This is a genomic window from Paenibacillus sp. FJAT-27812 (assembly GCF_001273905.1).
Classification (GTDB): Bacteria; Bacillota; Bacilli; order Paenibacillales; family Paenibacillaceae; genus Pristimantibacillus.
This window is the reverse complement of sequence record NZ_LIGH01000001.1, coordinates 3,963,441-3,982,164: the sequence shown is the minus strand read 5'-3', so window position 1 is coordinate 3,982,164 and position 18,724 is coordinate 3,963,441. Positions and strand designations below refer to the sequence as shown.

The following is an 18,724-nucleotide window of genomic DNA, read 5'->3' as shown; positions in this document are numbered from 1 at the left end:
CTTCTTCCGTTTTTGCAGCGTTATCCGCGCAATTCCGCAATTCTAGCTAGCACCTTATCGCGTTTTTCTGCATAATCATTCATTTTGGCGCGTTCCTCATCGATAACCTTAGCCGGCGCTTTCGCTACGAAGCCCTCGTTGCCAAGCTTCTTCTCAACCCGCTCAACCTCGGTATTCAAATGCTGATGTTCCTTCTCCAGCCTTGCAATCTCCTGAGCGATATCGATTAAGCCTGCAAGCGGCAAATAAAGCTCAGCGCCTGTTAGGATAGCCGTCATCGCTTTGTCAGGCGCGCTGATATGCAAGCCTGTTTCAAGCATGGACGTACCGCAGAAACGTTTAATGAATTCTTCGTTGCGAAGCAGGATCGCCGCTTCAGCCTCGCCTGACGGCTTGATAAGCATTTCGATCTTTTTGCTCATCGGCACATTCACTTCCGCACGGATATTGCGTACCGCACGAATCATTTCCATAAGAAGCTCCATCTCTTTGACAGCTTCCGGCGCTTCGAGCGCTGTGTCGTATACCGGCCATTCAGCGAGCGTAATCGTCTCGCCTACATGCGGCAAATGCTGCCAGATCTCTTCGCTGATATATGGCATGAATGGGTGGATGAGGCGCTGCGTCCGGTCAAGCACATACGCCAGAACGGATTGCGTTGCTTTTTTCGCTGTTTCATCCGTGCTGTATAGGCTGAGCTTAGCGAACTCGATATACCAGTCGCATAGATCATCCCAAATGAAATTATACAATAAACGTCCGGTTTCACCGAACTCGTAGCTGTCGATTAGACGGGTTACGTCACGAACCGTTTCGTTCAGGCGATGCAAAATCCAGCGATCCGCCGTTCCCAAGTTAACGGTAATATCAATGTCCTTCGCTTCCACGCCTTCCAAATTCATAAGCGCAAAACGCGAGGCATTCCAAATTTTATTAGCGAAGTTGCGTGCTTGCTCCACCTTCTCCCAGCGGAAACGCAAATCCTGTCCAGGCGTGCTGCTGGTAGAGATCATGTAACGCATCGCATCAGCGCCGTATTTCTCAATCACTTCAAGCGGATCAACGCCGTTGCCCTTCGACTTGGACATTTTTTGTCCTTCGGAGTCGCGAACGAGGCCGTGGATCAGCACGTCCTTAAATGGCGACTGCTCCGTAAACTCAAGCGCCGTAAAGATCATCCGCGCAACCCAGAAGTAAATGATATCGTATCCCGTAACGAGCACATCAGTTGGGTAGAAACGCTTCAGGTCCTCGGTCTGATCCGGCCAGCCAAGCGTTGAGAACGGCCATAGCGCGGAGCTGAACCAAGTATCAAGCACGTCATTGTCTTGGCTCAGGTGGTCTCCTGCCATATCCTCGCGGGATACATGCATCTCGCCTGTCGCCTCGTCATACCAAGCCGGAATACGGTGGCCCCACCACAATTGACGGGAAATACACCAGTCGCGAACGTTCTCGATCCAGTGCAAATAGATTTTCTCAAAGCGCTCCGGTACAAAATTCACGCCTTTGCCTGCTTTTTGAGCAGCAATTGCCGCTTCAGCCAGCGGCTTCATCGCAACGAACCACTGCGTGGACAAGTAAGGCTCTACAACGGCGCCGCTGCGCTCGCTGTGTCCAACCTGATGCACATGATCTTCTATTTCAATGCAAACGCCTTGCTCTTGCAAATCCTTAACAAGCTGCTTGCGGCAATCGAAGCGGTCGAGGCCTTGATAAGGGCCTGCTTCAGCATTCATCTTGCCTGTCTCGTCCATGACGATAATTTGCGGAAGGCTGTGGCGCTCGCCAACCTCGAAGTCGTTCGGATCATGCGCAGGCGTTATTTTTACAGCGCCTGAACCAAATTCCTTGTCTACGTATTCGTCTGCAATAATCGGAATTTCGCGGCCGACAATCGGAAGCACGATCAATTGTCCGATCAAGTGCTTATAGCGTTCATCCTCAGGATGAACGGCTACCGCCGAATCGCCCAGCATCGTCTCCGGACGAGTCGTTGCGACCGTAATGAAGCCGGAGCCGTCCTTAAGCGGATATTGCAAATGGTACAAATGACCGTTAACTTCTTTATGCTCTACTTCAATATCGGAAAGTGCTGTGCGCGCAGCAGGGTCCCAGTTAATGATTTTTTTGCCGCGGTAGATAAGCCCCTTCTCATAGAGACGAACAAACACCTCACGAACAGCCTTGGATAGGCCCTCATCCAGCGTGAACCGCTCTCTTGAGTAATCAAGGGAAAGACCCATTTTCGCCCATTGCTCGCGAATCGTGTTCGCATACTCTTCCTTCCACTCCCATACCTTCTCAAGGAAAGCTTCCCGCCCCAAATCATAACGAGAGACTCCTTGCTCACGAAGCTTCTGCTCTACTCTTGTCTGAGTTGCGATGCCCGCGTGGTCTGATCCAGGCAGCCAAAGCGCGTCATAACCTTGCATACGCTTCGTTCTAATCAAAATATCCTGTAAGGTAAAATCTAACGCATGCCCGATATGAAGCATTCCGGTCACGTTAGGAGGCGGGATAACAATGGTATACGGCTGAGCGTCCGGGCGTTTGCCCGCCTCGAAAAATTGGCCCTGCATCCAGTAATCGTACCATTTCTGCTCGGCTGCCTTGGGATCATAGGTTGTCGGCATTGCAGTTGTCGTTTGATTTTCTGACATTCGTTCCATCCTCCATAAATCGATCTACAAAAACAAAAAAAACCTTCCGCCCTTATCATAAAGGACGAAAGGTTTAGCTTCCGTGGTACCACCTTTGTTCCATGCGAACAAGATCCGCATGACACTCAAACAGATAACGGCTGCGGCCGGCCTGACTTCGGTAGAGCACAGGTTGCTCATACTTGACTCAGGCAACTCCGGGGCGACTCGTAGCAGTCACTTCCTGCAGAACCTCTCAGCGTAACGGTTCCACTCTCTGAAGGCTTTGCTGCGTACTATTCCCCTTCAACGTCGTTATAACGCATATATGTTTAATCATACCTTTGTTGCGCCGCCGAGTCAACCAAACTTGCATAACAAATGCCCCTATTGCTCAAAATAATGAGCAATAGGGGCATTTTTGTCATAATTAACCATCAAGGAATGTAAATCAGTTGCCCTTCGGACACGCTGGAATCATCCAATCGGTTATAGATGATGATTTCTCTCGGGTTCAAGCTGTAACGGGAGGCAATAACGTCAAGCGTCTCATCCCTCTGCACGATGCACATCCGAATTCTACGGAATTCCGTATCCTCCGAACGTTTGCCGAGAAATAAGTTTTTCCACTCGATCTCATCGCCTGACGCTTGTACTCTTGCAACCTCATCCGCCCGCTGCTGGGCCACAACCTCTTCAGCCGCCTGACGAGCCGCTTGCTCCCGTCTGCTCGTCTGAAGCAGCGTAAGAATGCCCACATCAGGAGCCAATCCGCTTCCCTCTTGAGGCTGGGGCTGCTTGCCCCCAACTGCGATGCGCAGCTCCGGTTTTTCCTGATCTGGCTCCTGCCTCTGCGGCGGCAAAGCATCCGGAATGAATGATTGCGGCTCCTGTGCTTCAAACTCCTCGCGCTCCTGCTCCAAAGGCTGCTGCGAGCTTTGGAACGGCGATTGATCCTGATCCGGTTCAGATGGGGAATTCGCAAACGATTCAGAATTCGCAAGCCAGCTCTCATGGCTCGCTTGCTGGGAGGATAACGTGATTTCACGCTCTTCCGCTTGGAATTCCTCTTGTTCTTCGGATGGCTGCGCTTCGGTTGCGAACAGCTGCGACGATGACCATCCCGTATCATGAGATACCGATGAGATCATAACCGTAGGCTCCGATTCATTCGGCTGCTCTGATTCATCCGATACATCCGGCCGCTGCTTGAAGGAAAACTCCTCTTGCGCAGCAATGTCATTTTCCTCCGGTATGTACGGCTGCTCGTTGGAAGGAATGCTCTGATTGTTTAGAAACTCAATCGCACGTTCCTCATAGGCATCCCTCTGATGGACGACAGTGAACGGTTCTTCCCGCCAGAGCTCCTCTTGCTCCTGAACAGGCTGAGCGGAGATGCCTCTTAAGGAAAGGACGCCTGTAATGTTTAATGTGCGGGCAGACAATAAGTCGACGTCAAAATTATCAATATCAATCGAAATATCGTCCAGCCGAGAGATGCGGTTCATCGGCAGCGTTATTTCGACCGGTATCCAGTGCTCGAGCGTCAGCGAATTTTCAGGATCATTTTGACTCCTATAAATTCCGCTCAGAAGCAGCTGTCCTCGAAGCACGGCATGGTCCCCCTGATCGATGACTTGGATACGGGGAACAAGCTCAATTTCCTCCAGCTCGTCAATTGCCGCTACATCATCGGGCAAATGGACGCGCTCGTACACGTCAAAGCGTAATCCGTTCGTTTGATCCGACACGCTAAAGTCCTCCCCTCTCATACTGAATGCTTGGGCTAACGTTACATTCACTACTTATCTATATGGGGTGTTGGGCAGGAGCATGACTATCTTTTTGAACGGGAATGTATGTTTTCCGAAAGCTGTTCGAGCCATTGCGGCCAAGGCGCGAGCGCTTCAACGAGCGTGTCATTCCATGGGTGGGGAAAAACGAGCTTCTCCCCATGAAGCGCTTGATGCCCGAGCAGACGCGCATCGCCTCCGTACAAGCCGTCGCCAACAAGCGAATGTCCGATATAGCTCATATGAACGCGTATTTGATGGGTTCGTCCGGTCTCAAGCTTCACGCGAAGCAGCGACAGCTGTGCGCTCGCATCAACCGTCTCGTAGTGCGTAATAGCCTGTTCGCCGCTCTCCGATACGCGGCGTTTCGCACGATGATGCCGATCCTTGCCTATCGGGAGATCGATCGTTCCCGATGGCTTGGACAGCCGTCCATGTACGATGGCAATATATTGCCTGTCGATCGCTTTGGCTCGCATCGCCTCATCCAGCTTCCACTGCGCCAAATCATTTTTCGCATAAAGCACAGGACCGGAAGTGTCATCATCGAGTCTGTGGATATGGCGGACGGTAAGCGGATCGCGCTGGCTCAGCAGATGCCTGGCCGCGGCTTCATCCAAAGTGCCTGTTTGCCCGGCAAACGATTCATGCACGGCCATTCCCGCTGGCTTGTGAAGCACCATGCAAAAATCATCCTCATAGAGAACAGCAGGAGCCTCCACATAAGACGGCTGAGAAGCTTTGCGATACAGCGCGTCTTCTTTCGGATCTACCGGCGGAAAAGCGAGCAGTTGAAGCTTATCCCCGTTCCACTGGATGCCTCCAATCGAAAACAGCCTGTTGATCCACTTTTGCGGAAATAAAGAACGGGCCAGCAGCCACTGCCGCACTGCATGCGGATGGCTGCCAGCCCGCGGCTGTGCAAGCTCCGGCGTATGTGCCGGGTCTTTTTCCGAATCGGGATCAACGGCTGCAGAAACGATAGGCAAGCCCAGAGCTAACCAATCCAGCTCCAGCCACTGTCCATTCCGTTTTGCTTGCCCATTGATCATCATATTTTCCTCCTACAATCGGCTAAACGCAATATCATGCGCTTCAATCGTTGCGTCAATATCCTCATTCGTATGAACCGCTGAGACGAACATCCCCTCGAACTGGGAAGGTGCAACGCTAACGCCTAAATCAAGCATCGATGCAAAATACTTCTTAAACCGTTCGAGATCGGATGTTTTGGCTGTATCGTAGTTAATAACGAACGTGTCGGTAAAGAAAGGACAAACCATTGATCCTACCCGGTTGATCGTGCTTGCAACGCCATGCTTGCGGGCATTGCCTTCAAAGCCGAGCTGCAGTCTAACCGCTTGGCGTTCAAGCTGCTCATAGACCTCATGCGTCAGCAGCTTCAGCGTCGTGTAGCCTGCCGCCATTGCCAGCGGATTGCCGGACAATGTTCCAGCTTGGTATATCGGCCCGCTCGGCGCAATCAGCTCCATCAGCTCGCGTTTGCCGCCGTACGCGCCTACTGGCAAGCCTCCGCCGATTACTTTGCCGAAGCACGTAAGATCCGGCTTAATATCATATAGGCCCTGCGCACAGCTATAGCCGACGCGGAAGCCCGTCATCACCTCGTCAAAAATAAGCACGGTGCCGTATTCTGTCGTTACATCGCGCAGTCCCTGCAGAAAACCAGGCAGCGGCGGTACGACGCCCATATTGCCGGCAACCGGCTCAACGATGACGCAAGCAATCTCCTCGCCAAACTTCTCGAACGCTATCTTCACCGATTCGATATCGTTATAAGGCACCGTAATGGTGTGTGTAGCCACATGCTCCGGCACGCCAGGGCTGTCAGGCAAACCTAACGTTGCCACACCCGAGCCTGCTTTGATGAGCAAGCTGTCGGCATGACCATGATACGAGCCCTCGAATTTCAAAATTTTGTTGCGCTTCGTATATCCCCGCGCTAGGCGCAAAGCGCTCATCGTCGCTTCCGTGCCGGAATTGACCATACGAACAACGTCAACCGAAGGAACACGCTCGCAGACAAGCTCAGCCATCAACGTTTCAAGCTCTGTCGGAGCGCCAAAGCTCGTCCCTTTCTCAGCCGTCCGTTTAATGGCTTCAATAACCTCAGGATGGGCATGTCCCATAATGAGCGGACCCCACGATGCTACATAATCTATATAGCTGTTGCCGTCGATATCATAAATGCGGCTGCCTTCTCCCCGCTCCATATATACGGGATTAAGGCCAACCGATTTGAACGCTCTAACCGGACTGTTCACTCCGCCTGGAATAACCTGCTTCGCTCTCGCGAAAGCAGCTACCGAGCGTGCGTCATTTCTAAGGTTCGACTGATCACTCATCTGCTTACCCCTCTCCTCTTAACCAACGAGCCGCATCCTTTGCGTGGTACGTGATAATAAGATCAGCGCCAGCGCGTTTCATTCCCGTTAAGGTCTCAAGCACGATCAGCTTCTCGTTAATCCAACCATTTGCTGCAGCAGCCTTCACCATCGAGTATTCGGCGCTTACGTTATATGCAGCTACCGGCAGATTGTATTTATCCTTCAGCAAACGCAAGATGTCTAGATAAGCGAGCGCAGGCTTCACCATAAGCATATCAGCGCCCTCAGCAATGTCTGATTCCGCTTCGCGCAGCGCCTCGCGCACATTCGCCGGGTCCATTTGATACGTCTTGCGATCGCCGAACTGCGGCGCTGAATGGACGGCATCACGGAATGGCCCATAATAAGCAGAAGCAAATTTCACCGAATAGGAAAGAATCGGAATATCGCTATAGCCCGCATCGTCCAGTCCTTCGCGAATGGCAAGCACGAAGCCGTCCATCATATTGGAAGGGGCAATAATGTCTGCTCCCGCCTCCGCTTGCGACACGGCCGTCTGTACAAGCAAATCCAAGGAGGAATCGTTGTCGATTTCCGCAACGCCGGTTGCCTCATGGACATGCACGACGCCGCAATGGCCGTGGTCGGTGAATTGGCATAAGCAGGTATCCGCTATAACAACAAGCTCTGGCGCCCATTCCTTGACGGCACGAATCGCCTGCTGAACGATCCCGTTCGCGTCATATGCTGAAGTCCCAATCGCATCCTTTGTCTCTGGAATTCCGAAGAGAAGCACCGACTGAATGCCCAGCGAAACGACCTCGCGAATTTCTTCCTCCAGAAGATCCATTGATAAATGGTAGATGCCCGGCATCGACGGAATCTCATTTCTCACATTCTGACCGTGAGTAACGAAGATCGGATATATAAAATCATTCACGCTAAGAACGGTCTCCCTTACCATGCTCCGAAGAGCGGCCGTTCTGCGTAATCTGCGATTTCTAACTGTTGGAAAAGTCATAGCTGATCATTCCTCCCTTACTGTGATAGCTTGTTGCTTTGCTGATATTGGACCATTGCCTGAAGCAATCCATCGAGCGTTGAATCCTCTGGCTCGATGGCAACCTTCAAGCCCGCTTCAATTGCCGTCTGTGTTGTAATCGGACCTATGCTCGCAATCGGAATATCCGACAGCAGCTCCACAGGATCAGTTACGCCTTTGCGTCTTAATACTTCCAGGAGGTTCGTCACCGTGGACGAGCTTGTGAACGTAATCAAATGGATCTCTTTCTCACGAATCCATTCAAGCGCAAGCTCCTCCTGCTGGTCTGCGAGCACCGTTTCATATACATCTATTTCCGTAGGAATTAGTCCCATAGCCTTCAGCTCGCGCGGCAGCACTTCACGCGCAAGATCGCCTCGCGGCAGCAGGACGCGCTCACCGGCTCTGAGCTGCGGCCCAAGATGCTCAAGCAGCCCTTCCGCATGGAACTTAGCCGGCAGTTCCTCTACCACCAAACCGCGCTTTGCAAGCGCCTCTGCCGTCTTAGGACCGACCGCTGCAATTTTGGCGTCAACAAATCTTCTCATATCAATTCGGAATTTACGAAGCCATCCGAAAAAATAATCTACGCCATTCACGCTAGTGAACATAAGCCATTGATAGTGCTCCGCCTGCTCAAGCTGCTTCCGCAGCGACTCGATCGCTGCCGGGTCAGATGGCTCCACCGTCTCAATGACGGGAAACTCACAGGGCTCTCCGCCGAGCAGTTCAATCTGGTCCGCAAGCTCGCTTGCTTGGGACCTTGCGCGAGTAACAAGCACCCGCATGCCAAATAGCGGCTTATTCTCATACCATCTCAGCTTCTCTCGCTGCAGCACGACCTCGCCGACAACGATAACGGCTGGAGGCTGGAAATTCGCTTCTTTTACAATTCGCTCAATCGTCTCCAGCGTGCCGACAACCGTCCGCTGCTCAACCCTGGTTCCCCAGCGAATAAGGGCAACCGGCGTTTCAGGAGGCTTGCCGTGCTTAATGAGCTGATCCGCTATATATCCGATCTTGGCAACGCCCATCAGAAAAATAAGGGTGCCCGTTGCGTTCGTTACTTTATCCCAATGAATGGAGCGATCAAGCTTGTCCGGACTCTCATGACCCGTAATGATGGATAAGGATGAGGCTAAGTCGCGGTGCGTGACCGGAATGCCCGCATAAGCAGGAACGGCAATCGCCGAAGTTATGCCGGGTACGATTTCGAACTCTATTCCGTTGTCATAGAGCAATTCCGCCTCTTCGCCAACACGTCCAAAAATCGTCGGGTCGCCGCCCTTCAGCCGAGTAACCGTCTTTCCCTGCAGCGCCAAGTCAACAAGAAGCTGATTGATCTCCTCTTGCTTCATCGTATGGCGATCCGGTAGCTTGCCGACATAAATCCTCTCCGTCCCCGGCTTCAAATGCCGAAGCAATCTGGGGCTGGCCAACCGATCGTAGACGACAACCTCACATTCCTCTAAACATTCCAGTCCGCGCACGGTAATCAGCTTCGGATCTCCCGGTCCGGCGCCAACCAAATAAACCTTCCCCTTGTCCAAGCCTTTCATCCCCCAATTTCGGCTAAAATGCGGTCTGCGCCACGTTCGATGAGCGCAGCTGCTACATCCCGTCCAAGCTGCTCAGGGTCCGTTCCCTGCTTCACTTCCTTCAGCAGCGTTGTGCCGTCAGGGGAACCGACCATTCCCGTCATTACGAGGTGGCGTTTGCCGTTTTGGCCTCCGTCTTCTTCGCCGAGAACGCAATAAGCGCCAATCGGCACTTGGCAGCCACCGTTCAGCGTACCCAGGAAGCTGCGCTCCGCACGAACGGTCAGCTCCGTCTCATTATCGTTAATCAAAGACAGCAATTCCCTAACCTGCTCGTCATCCTCGCGGCATTCAATGCCAAGCGCGCCTTGTCCTACAGCAGGCAGACATACATCCACAGGAATGTTCGAGGAGATGTGATCCTGCCAGCCCATCCGCGTAAGGCCTGCGGCAGCGAGCACAACGGCGTCAAATCCCTCGGTTTCGAGCTTGCGCATGCGTGAATCAATGTTGCCGCGAATGGATTCCAGCTGAAGATCGGGTCTTGCGTTTTTGAGCTGGCTGGAGCGGCGCAGGCTGCTAGTGCCTACCCGGGCGCCGCGTGGCAAATCATCCAAGCTGCTTCCTTCACGCATAACCAAGCAATCTCTTGGGTCAACACGTTTTGGAATAGCGCCGTTAATTAGCCCTTCAGGAAGCGCGTAAGGCATGTCCTTCATGCTGTGAACAGCCATGTCGATTTCGCCGTCAACGAGCGCTTGTTCAATTTCTTTAACGAACAGTCCCTTGCCGCCCACCTTGGACAAAGTGACATCAAGAATACGGTCACCCTTCGTTACGATCTTTTTCACTTCGAACGCATAATCGAACCCATGCTTCTCGCTGATCCGCTTTAGCTCCTCAATCACTTGTCCGGTTTGCGTCAACGCGAGCGCGCTTTGCCTTGTTCCAACAACGATGACTCGTTGTCCCTCATTAGTCGTTGCCATTATGTAAGCCCCCTGTCTATCCGATGAAGCAGGCTTTGCAGCCATTCATCGATGTCAAAGCTGGTTCTCCTCTGCTGCACAGCCTCTTCGGCTGCAAGCTTCAAAACGGTCTGCCTATCCTGCTCATCAAGTATCCTGCTTCGCACAAGCTCGCGCAGGCGCCTAAGCCGGGCTGTTATTTCTTCATACTCTGGTCCATACTGCGCTTCCAGTTCCAGCCTGATCTGCTGCGACAATGCCGGACTTGCGCCCGATGCCGTAACGGCAAGCAATAAATCGCCTCTTCGCAAGGTGGAGGGAGAGATAAATGAGCTGCTGCTTGCTTCATCGGCCGCGTTTACCAAAAGGCCAAGCCGTTCCCCAGCAGCAGATACCTCTGCATTCACCCCGGAATCATTGGTTGCGGCAAAAACAAGCCATGCTCCCTGCAAATCAGCCTCGTTATACGCGCGCTGAAAGGCCCGAATCTTACCTTCAGAGGCCCAGCCAGCTATTTTCGGAGTGAACGAGGGGCTTATCACCCATATCTCGTCAGCCCCCGCTTCCAGAAGGCCGCGCAGCTTTCGCTGAGCGATACTTCCGCCTCCGATGACAACGCAGCGTTTGCCTCGTAGCTGCAAGACGACCGGATAAAATCCATTCATCTGGGCTGTGCCTCCCGCCGCCTCGTTCCTTCGCTAGTGAAAGGAAGAAAAATAATTAGAAAATAAATTCAAAAGCAGCAAGCCAAACGAAAATATATACAAACGGGCTAATTGAAGCCCCGGCCTTCTCAGCATCGCTCTCTGATACACATAAATGGCATACATAATCAACGTTCCAAATGAAGACAGCACCTTCCAGTCCAGCAGCAGCTCGGCTCGTCCTTCTACGAGCAAGGAAGTAACCGCAATCGCAAGCGACATTGCAAGCAGCGGAACCCCGATAATAATCGCCCGATCGCCATACCGCTCAATCGTGTCCAAGCTCGGCAGTCTGCGCACAAAGTTCGTCCACCGTTTTCGTTTCAATTGATTATGCAAAAACATATACATGCCAGCGAATAAAGCGCCTAACGTCAGCGCCGCATAAGCGCACAAAATAAGACTGATATGAATATATAATAGCTCTCTCGTCGTTTCCCAAACCGCCAGCGACTCACCATTCCCTGGGCTGCTGTAGAGGTTGAGCGCTAAAACCGCAAAGCCGATTACATTTACAAAAAATACGATAAAATCAATTTTTATAAATCGATTGATAACTAACGATATGGTGACGAGCAACCAGGAAAAACACAGCCAGTATTCAAACGCCGTTATTTCGGTCATCTGCAGATGGGACACGATGCGAGCAACCAAATAACCAGTCTGCAATACCCAAACAAAAATAAGCAGCCCTGTACCCATCCGCTTTGCTCTCCGACTTGCATTCATAAAGTCGGAGAAATAAAACAGGAGGCTCAGGGCGTAAATATAAAGTATCGCATCATATAAAAAGTTTTGCGTCACCATAGTTCCTCCACGTTGCGGCCCTCTATCTTGTAATAGGTGCTAATACCGCCGCGGCTGCATGGGGTTGAACGATTTTCTTTTTTTCTGCAGCGACAGCAGCTGTTGCCGTTTCAAGCTCGGCTTGACGCGTCTTCGTAAGCTCGTCTTCGAGCGCAAACAGTTTGACGAACATATCCATCGCTTCATCCGCTCGTTTCTCGCCGGCCATTTCTTTGATTCGCAAAATCGGGTCCTGCATCATCTGGTTAACGATGCTTTTCGTTAGCTTGCGGATTACTTTGAGCTCATGCTCGCCAAGGTCCGGCAGCTTGTTCGTCAAGCTGTTCATCGTTTCCTCATGGATGCCTGCCGCTTTCGTTTGCAGAGATCTAATAAGCGGAACCACACCAAGCGTTTTATACCATTGCTCGAACAGATCGATCTCCTCGGTGATCATGGCTTCGATTTTGGCGGCTTCTTGGCGGCGATGCTCGAGATTACTCTCTACAATGCCTTCCAAGTCGTCAATATCGTACAAGAACACATTTTCAACCGCTGCAATCGACGGGTCCAAATCACGCGGAACCGCGATGTCAATCATAAAGAGCGGTTTTGCCTTGCGGCGCTGCATCGCTGCTGCCACCTGCTGGCGTGTCAGCACGTAACCGTCCGACCCTGTCGAGCTAATGATAATGTCCGCTTCATGCAGCCGATCAGCCGCTTCTTCCATCGACCAGGCGCAGCCGTTAAACTTATCCGCCAGCTTGGCTGCCCGTTCATAAGTACGGTTTACCACAACTACTCGGTCTGCGCCATTAGCGTACAAATGCTTAGCTGTAAGCTCGCTTGTCTCACCCGCACCGATAACCATCACTGTTTTTTTGTTGAATTGGCCGAAAATACGTTTTCCCAGCTCAACCGCAGCGTAGCTGACGGAAACGGCCGATTCGCCGATCGTTGTCTCGGAATGGGCACGCTTGGCCATTGTAACAGCTTGCTTAAACAGCATGTTAAATACGGTGCCTGTCGTTTTTTGCTGCTGGGCGAGAAGAAATGCATGTTTGACTTGTCCCAATATTTGAGTTTCGCCAATAACCATCGAATCCAGTCCGCTTGTCACATGGAACAGATGATCGATCGCCTTCTCGTCCTCATACATATATAAATGATTCGTAAATTGCTGCCTAGGCAATTTGAACCACTTTTCCATAAAGCTGCGAATGTGATGCCCACATAGATGGTGCCTGTCTACAACTGCATATAGCTCCGTACGATTGCAGGTCGCTACTATGACACATTCCATTATGCTTTGTGTCTGAATGAGCTGTAACAATGCCTCCGGCAAATCCCGTTCCGCGAAAGCAAACTGTTCTCTGACTTCTACGGGAGCCGTTCGATAATTCAGTCCTACTGCGATAATGTGCATGCGCGGTCACCTGCCTCCTTCTCTAGTGCGTCTTAGCCATTGATGTCAACGATTATTATAGCATAGTTGATCATTCAGATAATGTTCATTTATGAATAATATTTGAAAAGTACACACTCATTATTCCCTTTTCATGCAAAGAAATAACCATGGATGAAATCCATGGTTATTTCGCTATGATCGATAAGTTTTAAAGCTCTTAAACGAGCTCAGTTTGTTTCATTTTCGGTTCTTCTACTTGCAGTTCGCCCATACCGCGTACAAGCTTCTTCGCATAAGTCGCTTTTGGCTTCAATACAGCGAGCATGTAGTCGATCGCAAGCTGAGGATCTACAGTTTCACCGCAGGTATAACAGTCTAGCGCGGCAAAGCCTCTCTCTGGATACGTATGAATCGAGAGGTGACTCTCCGACAGCATCACGAGTACAGTTGCGCCTTGAGGATCGAATTGTTTTGCTTGAACGGACAATACAGTAGCACCACATGCTTCAGCAGCCTCTACCATGTGTGATTGCAAAAATTCAGCGCTGTTCAGTAGATCAAAGTCTACACCCCAAGTATCAACAGCAACGTGTCTTCCGAAAGTTGAGTATTCCATCTTTCGGTTCCCCCTTCCTAGGAATAAAATGTTTGAAAAATTTCATCCGCTAGGACCTACGTCATTCACTTCTCGAGGGATTAATCTCTCGCAACATAACTATGTCCTGAGTGAATCCTGGTTCCTATTATTATCTTCAACAATCTTTTCAACGAGAATAAAAATAACATCTATCCGAGATAATTGCAATACTTTTTTTCTAACGGTTTGGAAAAGCGTATGCGCCAGCTCCGTTTTCAATGTATGAAAGGCGAGCTTATCCCGCTACAGCAGCAGCGCTTAACCTGCCATATTATTTTTTGTGTCCGCCGGGCTGTATACCGAGATATGATCCACTTTGCCCGTTGCTTCCGGAATGATGAATTTCAGCTGATACTGTTTGTTAACTTGATACGTATAGATTTCATCCGTCCCGTTAACCGTCTTCTCCTCTGCCGAGCCTAGCGCAATCTCCATGTCCTTAAGTGTAATGGCATGAAGCTCGTCCGCATATGATCTTACATCAAAAACAATCATGCCCTTGTTGTAGCCAAAGGCAAAACCTTTGTCTTTGTAGGTGGCATAGATTCCTTTGCCTGCTGAATCACTGGAATCCGCTTTTCCCCACTTTGCCTCGATATCATCGAATAATGTTTCATGAGCCGCGTAGCTGCTGCCTGGAACCTTGCCTACCTTGGCTGAATCGTATATCGAGCTAATTAATTCACTAACCTTGGTGCCTCCGACTTCTTGGCCGGCATTGCCGCTGCCAGCCGTTTCACTTGGCTGCTGGGAAGGCTTTGGGCTTGGCTGCTCAGAAGGAGCCTCCGTTGCTGGCGGCGGAGTGGGGTCTGCGCTCGTTTCGTTATTACTGCAGGCAGTCAATGATAAGGCAATCGCAAAGGAAATGCCGACTGCGAATTGTTTGAATCGTTTGGTTTGGTTCAGCATAGTCAATCTCCTCTTTATGTCTAGTTTCAATGCAGCATCTAAATCACCATACCCTATTACTAACTGCCAAAGAGCAAAATATGTTGCACTTTTCACCAATGTCACATATTAGGAATAAAAAAAAGAGAAGCCGCAGCAGCGGCCTCCCTATTCGTCTTAAGCTTACGTCATTACGCTTCTAGTGCGAAGAGCTTGCGCGTCAAATCCGTCAAACGCTCATCGATCTTGCTAATTTCTGCCGTGTCCTTCGTTTGGTTGCGAAGATCGAGCAGCTCGTTGACTGCATTGCCCAGAAGGCCGATCTCTCGCTCAATTAGACGACTGCGGAACACCCGCTCTAATTGCCCTAACGTATCCTTAAACTCGAATACGACACGCTCGCCGGTCTTAGAGCTTTCAACAATTTGGTGAACGGAACCATTCTTATAATGATAGATCATCGTATAATGACTGTAGATTCGGTTGACGATCGCGTTGCCGCGGAAAACAGATACTGCTTTTCGCATGGCATTGGTCAGCCTCGGTTGAACAAGACGGCAAGATAGTACGCACACATAATAGTCTTGTTGACGTTCAAAGGTCAGTCGGACTTCTTCCCTCCCTGCTACATCTTCGAGAACGAGCTCCTGATTTCCATTATCGAGCACAAGCACCTGAAGGTGAATTTGCTGCTCTTCAAACAAACGGATAAACTCAGCCATCTCTTCATTCGTCAATTGCAGTTTGGCATTTACATACTCTGTGGCTAGCCGCTTAGCCATAAAAATCTCCTCAATTCTTTGAACTTGCACGGTTTGGTCTTTGTACTCTGGTCTTGTTGCTTAAGTATATTATACGTGATCTGAACATTTTATTCCTGTCGTCCATCCCCGATATTCTCGCATATTCCACAATATAACGGTAGAATTCACGAGGAATGCCGACTTTTTCACTGTATCCTCTGCTTTATATCATAACTTGCTGCACTTGCTACCTCATGTAGCAATCGCTTCGTTGATGATATCCCAAAGCTGCTCGCGACCAAGCCCTAATTCTGAGGAAAATAAGACGACGGAATCGCGCGGATCTGCTTCTAGCGTCTTCTTGATCATCTTGATATGCTTGTCCCATTTAGACTTCGGAATTTTATCCGCCTTCGTTGCGACGATGCAGGTCGGTATTTCATAATGCTTCAGCCATTTGTACATTTGCTGATCCTGCTGCGACGGCTCGTGGCGAATATCGATAACGAGCAGCTGCAGCTTAAGCGGCTCACGATCGCGAATGTAGCGTTCGATCATTTCGCCAAACTGCACGCGCTGCGTCTTTGATACCTTGGCATAGCCGTAGCCCGGAAAATCGACCAAATAGATCAAGTCATTAACCCGGTAGTAGTTGAGCTGCTGCGTTTTGCCTGGCTGCGAGCTCGTACGCGCTAAGTTTTTGCGTAAAATCAGTTTGTTAATCAATGAAGATTTTCCGACATTCGAACGCCCTGCCAGAGCAATCTCTGGCAAGGCGTCCTCTGGGTATTGATGGGGTTTTACCGCACTGATGACGAACTGGGCTTGTGTAATTTTCATAAAATCGATGTACCTGCCTTCTCCTCCGTTTGAATCGGAAGCAACGCATGCTGCAGCACTTCATCCATATGACTGACAGGAAAAAATTGCATATCATTGCGCACGCTATCGGGAATATCCCGTAGATCCCGTTCATTTTCTTTCGGCAACAGCACCTTGCGAATGCCTGCGCGATGCGCGGCAAGCGATTTTTCTTTCAAACCGCCAATCGGAAGCACACGGCCTCTGAGCGTTATTTCGCCTGTCATCGCTACTTCCTTGTTCACATAACGATTCGTAAGGGCGGAAATAAGCGCTGTTGCAATGGTAATGCCCGCAGACGGACCATCCTTAGGAATGGCTCCTTCTGGAATATGGATATGAATATCGTTCTTCTCATGGAAGCTTGGGTCTATGCCCAGCTCGATCGCTTTCGAGCGCGTATAGCTGAACGCGGCTTGCGCGGATTCTTTCATGACATCACCTAGTTTACCAGTTAACGTTAGTTTTCCGCTACCCGGCATTACCGTAACTTCGATGACGAGCGTATCTCCGCCAACCTCTGTCCACGCAAGACCCGTAACCGCACCGATTTGGTTCTCGCTCTCGGCGAGCCCGTAACGGAATTTGGCCGGTCCAAGCCACTCCTTCAGCAGATCGCTCGTAACCTCAAGCGGTTCAGGCGTTTCCTCCTGCTCTTTGGATACAAAATGCTTCGCTGCCTTCCGGCACACGGCTGCAATTTGCTGCTCCAAGTTCCGAACGCCGGATTCCCGCGTATACTCACGAACCAGCTGCAGCAGCACCTCTTCCGAAATAACGAGCTGCTCCTCGGTCAGGCCATGCTCCTTCTTCTGCTTCGGCAGCAAATAACGGTTCCCGATCTGCAGCTTCTCCAGCTCCGTGTAGCCCGGAATGTACAAGACCTCCATCCGGTCAAGCAGCGGACGAGGAATATTGTGCATCGCATTAGCCGTCGTCACGAACATGACATTGGACAAGTTGAAAGGCACCTCGACAAAATGGTCGCTGAACGTATTGTTTTGTTCCGGGTCAAGCACCTCTAGCAGCGCAGAAGCCGGATCGCCGCGAAAGTCCATCGCCATCTTGTCAATCTCATCGAGCAAGAACACGGGATTAAGCGAGCCCGCAGTCTTCATGCCTTGAATGATTCTTCCCGGCATAGCGCCGACATAAGTGCGGCGGTGACCGCGAATTTCCGCTTCGTCACGCACGCCGCCAAGCGAGATGCGAACGAATTTGCGGCCAAGCGACTTGGCGATGGAACGGGCAAGCGACGTTTTACCGACGCCCGGAGGACCGACTAAGCAAAGGATCGGACCCTTTAATTGCTTAACAAGCTGCTGTACCGCCAAATACTCGAGCACACGCTCCTTAGGCTTCTCCAAGCCGTAATGATCATCATTAAGAATCGCTTCTGCCTTGCTGAGGCTTAGATCATCATCCGTCGTTTTGTTCCAAGGCAAAGAAAGCAGCCAATCGATATAATTGCGAATAACGCCGCCCTCTGCAGAGGTAGACGGCATTTTTTCGAGTCGATCGATTTCCTTCTCGATCTTCTCCTTCACCAGCTCCGGCACGCCCGCTTCAGCCAGCTGCGACCGAAGCTCCTCTACCTCGCCTGCGCGGCCTTCCTTCTCGCCAAGCTCCTTCTGGATCGCCTTCATCTGCTCGCGCAAATAATATTCCTTCTGCGTCTTCTCCATTTGCTTCTTGACGCGTTGGTTTATTTTGCGCTCGAGCTCAAGCACCTCGCGCTCGTTGTTCAAAATATCAAGCAGCCGCTCGAGGCGCTCGCCGACATCGACCGTCTCAAGAATGTCTTGTTTATCCTTGATCTTGAGCGATAAATGGCTTGTAATGACATCCGCAAGCCGGCCCGGATCATCGATATCGGATACGGCCGCATACGTCTCCGGCGTAACCTTTTTCGATAATGAAATATAGTGCTCGAATTGATTCAATACGGAGCGCATAAGGGCATCCACTTCTGGATCATCCGTCTCCTGCTCCGGCAATTCCCGAACCGACACCTCATAAAACTCGTCATTCGGCAAATAGTCCAAAATCTCCGCGCGCGTAACGCCTTCCACGAGCACGCGGATTGTCCCGTTAGGCAGCTTAAGCATCTGCCTTACTTTCGCGATGGTGCCGACTTTATAAATATCTTCCTCCGTCGGCTCCTCAATGTTCACTTCAGACTGTGAACAAAGCAATATCATATGATCTTCGACCATCGAACGCTCAAGCGCCCGAACCGATTTGTCCCTACCCACATCAAGGTGAAGCACCATGCTGGGATAAACGAGTAGCCCTCTTAGCGGAAGCAAGGGCAGCCGACGACCTTTCGATTTACTAGGTCCCACACCAGCACCTCCAAATGTTAA

Annotated in this window: 15 protein-coding genes and 1 other annotated feature; all 15 genes read right to left on the bottom strand. The window is 50.8% G+C overall.

Annotated elements, in window-relative coordinates:
• Window positions 1-20: 20 nt before the first annotated feature.
• The 15 genes from ADU23_RS16820 to lon all read right to left on the bottom strand — a co-directional run bounded on the left by ADU23_RS16820 (window position 21) and on the right by lon (window position 18,703).
• The gene (locus tag ADU23_RS16820; RefSeq protein WP_082198299.1) at window positions 21-2,663 is read right to left on the bottom strand and encodes a valine--tRNA ligase; all 2,643 of its coding nucleotides are present in this window, start codon (window positions 2,661-2,663) and stop codon (window positions 21-23) included.
• 57 nt (window positions 2,664-2,720) lie between these two features.
• Window positions 2,721-2,961 (bottom strand) — a binding site (T-box leader).
• Between the two features lie 118 nt (window positions 2,962-3,079).
• Window positions 3,080-4,393 (bottom strand): LysM peptidoglycan-binding domain-containing protein, encoded by a 1,314-nt coding sequence (locus tag ADU23_RS16815; RefSeq protein ID WP_053374783.1) that lies wholly within the window; start codon window positions 4,391-4,393, stop codon window positions 3,080-3,082.
• An 86-nt stretch (window positions 4,394-4,479) separates the two neighbouring features.
• Complete coding sequence (locus tag ADU23_RS16810) at window positions 4,480-5,487, bottom strand: RluA family pseudouridine synthase (RefSeq protein WP_082311120.1); 1,008 nt, start codon at window positions 5,485-5,487, stop codon at window positions 4,480-4,482.
• Between the two features lie 12 nt (window positions 5,488-5,499).
• A complete protein-coding gene (hemL, locus tag ADU23_RS16805; RefSeq protein WP_053374782.1) occupies window positions 5,500-6,801 on the bottom strand; it encodes a glutamate-1-semialdehyde 2,1-aminomutase in 1,302 nt (433 codons plus the stop codon).
• A gap of 4 nt (window positions 6,802-6,805) precedes the next feature.
• Complete coding sequence (gene hemB, locus ADU23_RS16800) at window positions 6,806-7,804, bottom strand: porphobilinogen synthase (protein WP_053374781.1); 999 nt, start codon at window positions 7,802-7,804, stop codon at window positions 6,806-6,808.
• Between the two features lie 17 nt (window positions 7,805-7,821).
• On the bottom strand, window positions 7,822-9,375 hold the full coding sequence (gene cobA, locus ADU23_RS16795) for a uroporphyrinogen-III C-methyltransferase (protein ID WP_231637424.1): 1,554 nt from the start codon (window positions 9,373-9,375) through the stop codon (window positions 7,822-7,824).
• Window positions 9,376-9,380: 5 nt separating this feature from the next.
• The gene (gene hemC, locus ADU23_RS16790) at window positions 9,381-10,352 is read right to left on the bottom strand and encodes a hydroxymethylbilane synthase (RefSeq protein WP_053374779.1); all 972 of its coding nucleotides are present in this window, start codon (window positions 10,350-10,352) and stop codon (window positions 9,381-9,383) included.
• Window positions 10,352-10,996, bottom strand: coding sequence for a precorrin-2 dehydrogenase/sirohydrochlorin ferrochelatase family protein (locus tag ADU23_RS16785; RefSeq protein ID WP_053374778.1), 645 nt, complete (start codon window positions 10,994-10,996; stop codon window positions 10,352-10,354). Before ADU23_RS16785 ends, hemC begins: the two co-directional genes overlap by 1 nt.
• A 33-nt stretch (window positions 10,997-11,029) precedes the next feature.
• Window positions 11,030-11,842, bottom strand: coding sequence for a cytochrome C assembly family protein (locus ADU23_RS16780; protein ID WP_053374777.1), 813 nt, complete (start codon window positions 11,840-11,842; stop codon window positions 11,030-11,032).
• Between the two features lie 22 nt (window positions 11,843-11,864).
• Complete coding sequence (gene hemA / locus ADU23_RS16775) at window positions 11,865-13,247, bottom strand: glutamyl-tRNA reductase (RefSeq protein ID WP_053374776.1); 1,383 nt, start codon at window positions 13,245-13,247, stop codon at window positions 11,865-11,867.
• A 199-nt stretch (window positions 13,248-13,446) separates the two neighbouring features.
• Window positions 13,447-13,845, bottom strand: a complete 399-nt coding sequence (speD, locus tag ADU23_RS16770; RefSeq protein ID WP_053374775.1) for an adenosylmethionine decarboxylase — start codon at window positions 13,843-13,845, stop codon at window positions 13,447-13,449.
• A gap of 279 nt (window positions 13,846-14,124) precedes the next feature.
• Entirely contained in the window at window positions 14,125-14,775 is a 651-nt protein-coding gene (locus ADU23_RS16765; RefSeq protein ID WP_053374774.1) for a YjgB family protein, read from the bottom strand.
• Between the two features lie 170 nt (window positions 14,776-14,945).
• Window positions 14,946-15,536, bottom strand: a complete 591-nt coding sequence (locus tag ADU23_RS16760; protein WP_053374773.1) for a non-ribosomal peptide synthetase module — start codon at window positions 15,534-15,536, stop codon at window positions 14,946-14,948.
• 213 nt (window positions 15,537-15,749) lie between these two features.
• On the bottom strand, window positions 15,750-16,337 hold the full coding sequence (gene yihA / locus ADU23_RS16755; protein ID WP_053374772.1) for a ribosome biogenesis GTP-binding protein YihA/YsxC: 588 nt from the start codon (window positions 16,335-16,337) through the stop codon (window positions 15,750-15,752).
• Entirely contained in the window at window positions 16,334-18,703 is a 2,370-nt protein-coding gene (lon, locus tag ADU23_RS16750) for an endopeptidase La (RefSeq protein ID WP_053374771.1), read from the bottom strand. The genes yihA and lon overlap by 4 nt, the downstream gene beginning before the upstream one ends.
• Window positions 18,704-18,724: the final 21 nt, after the last annotated feature.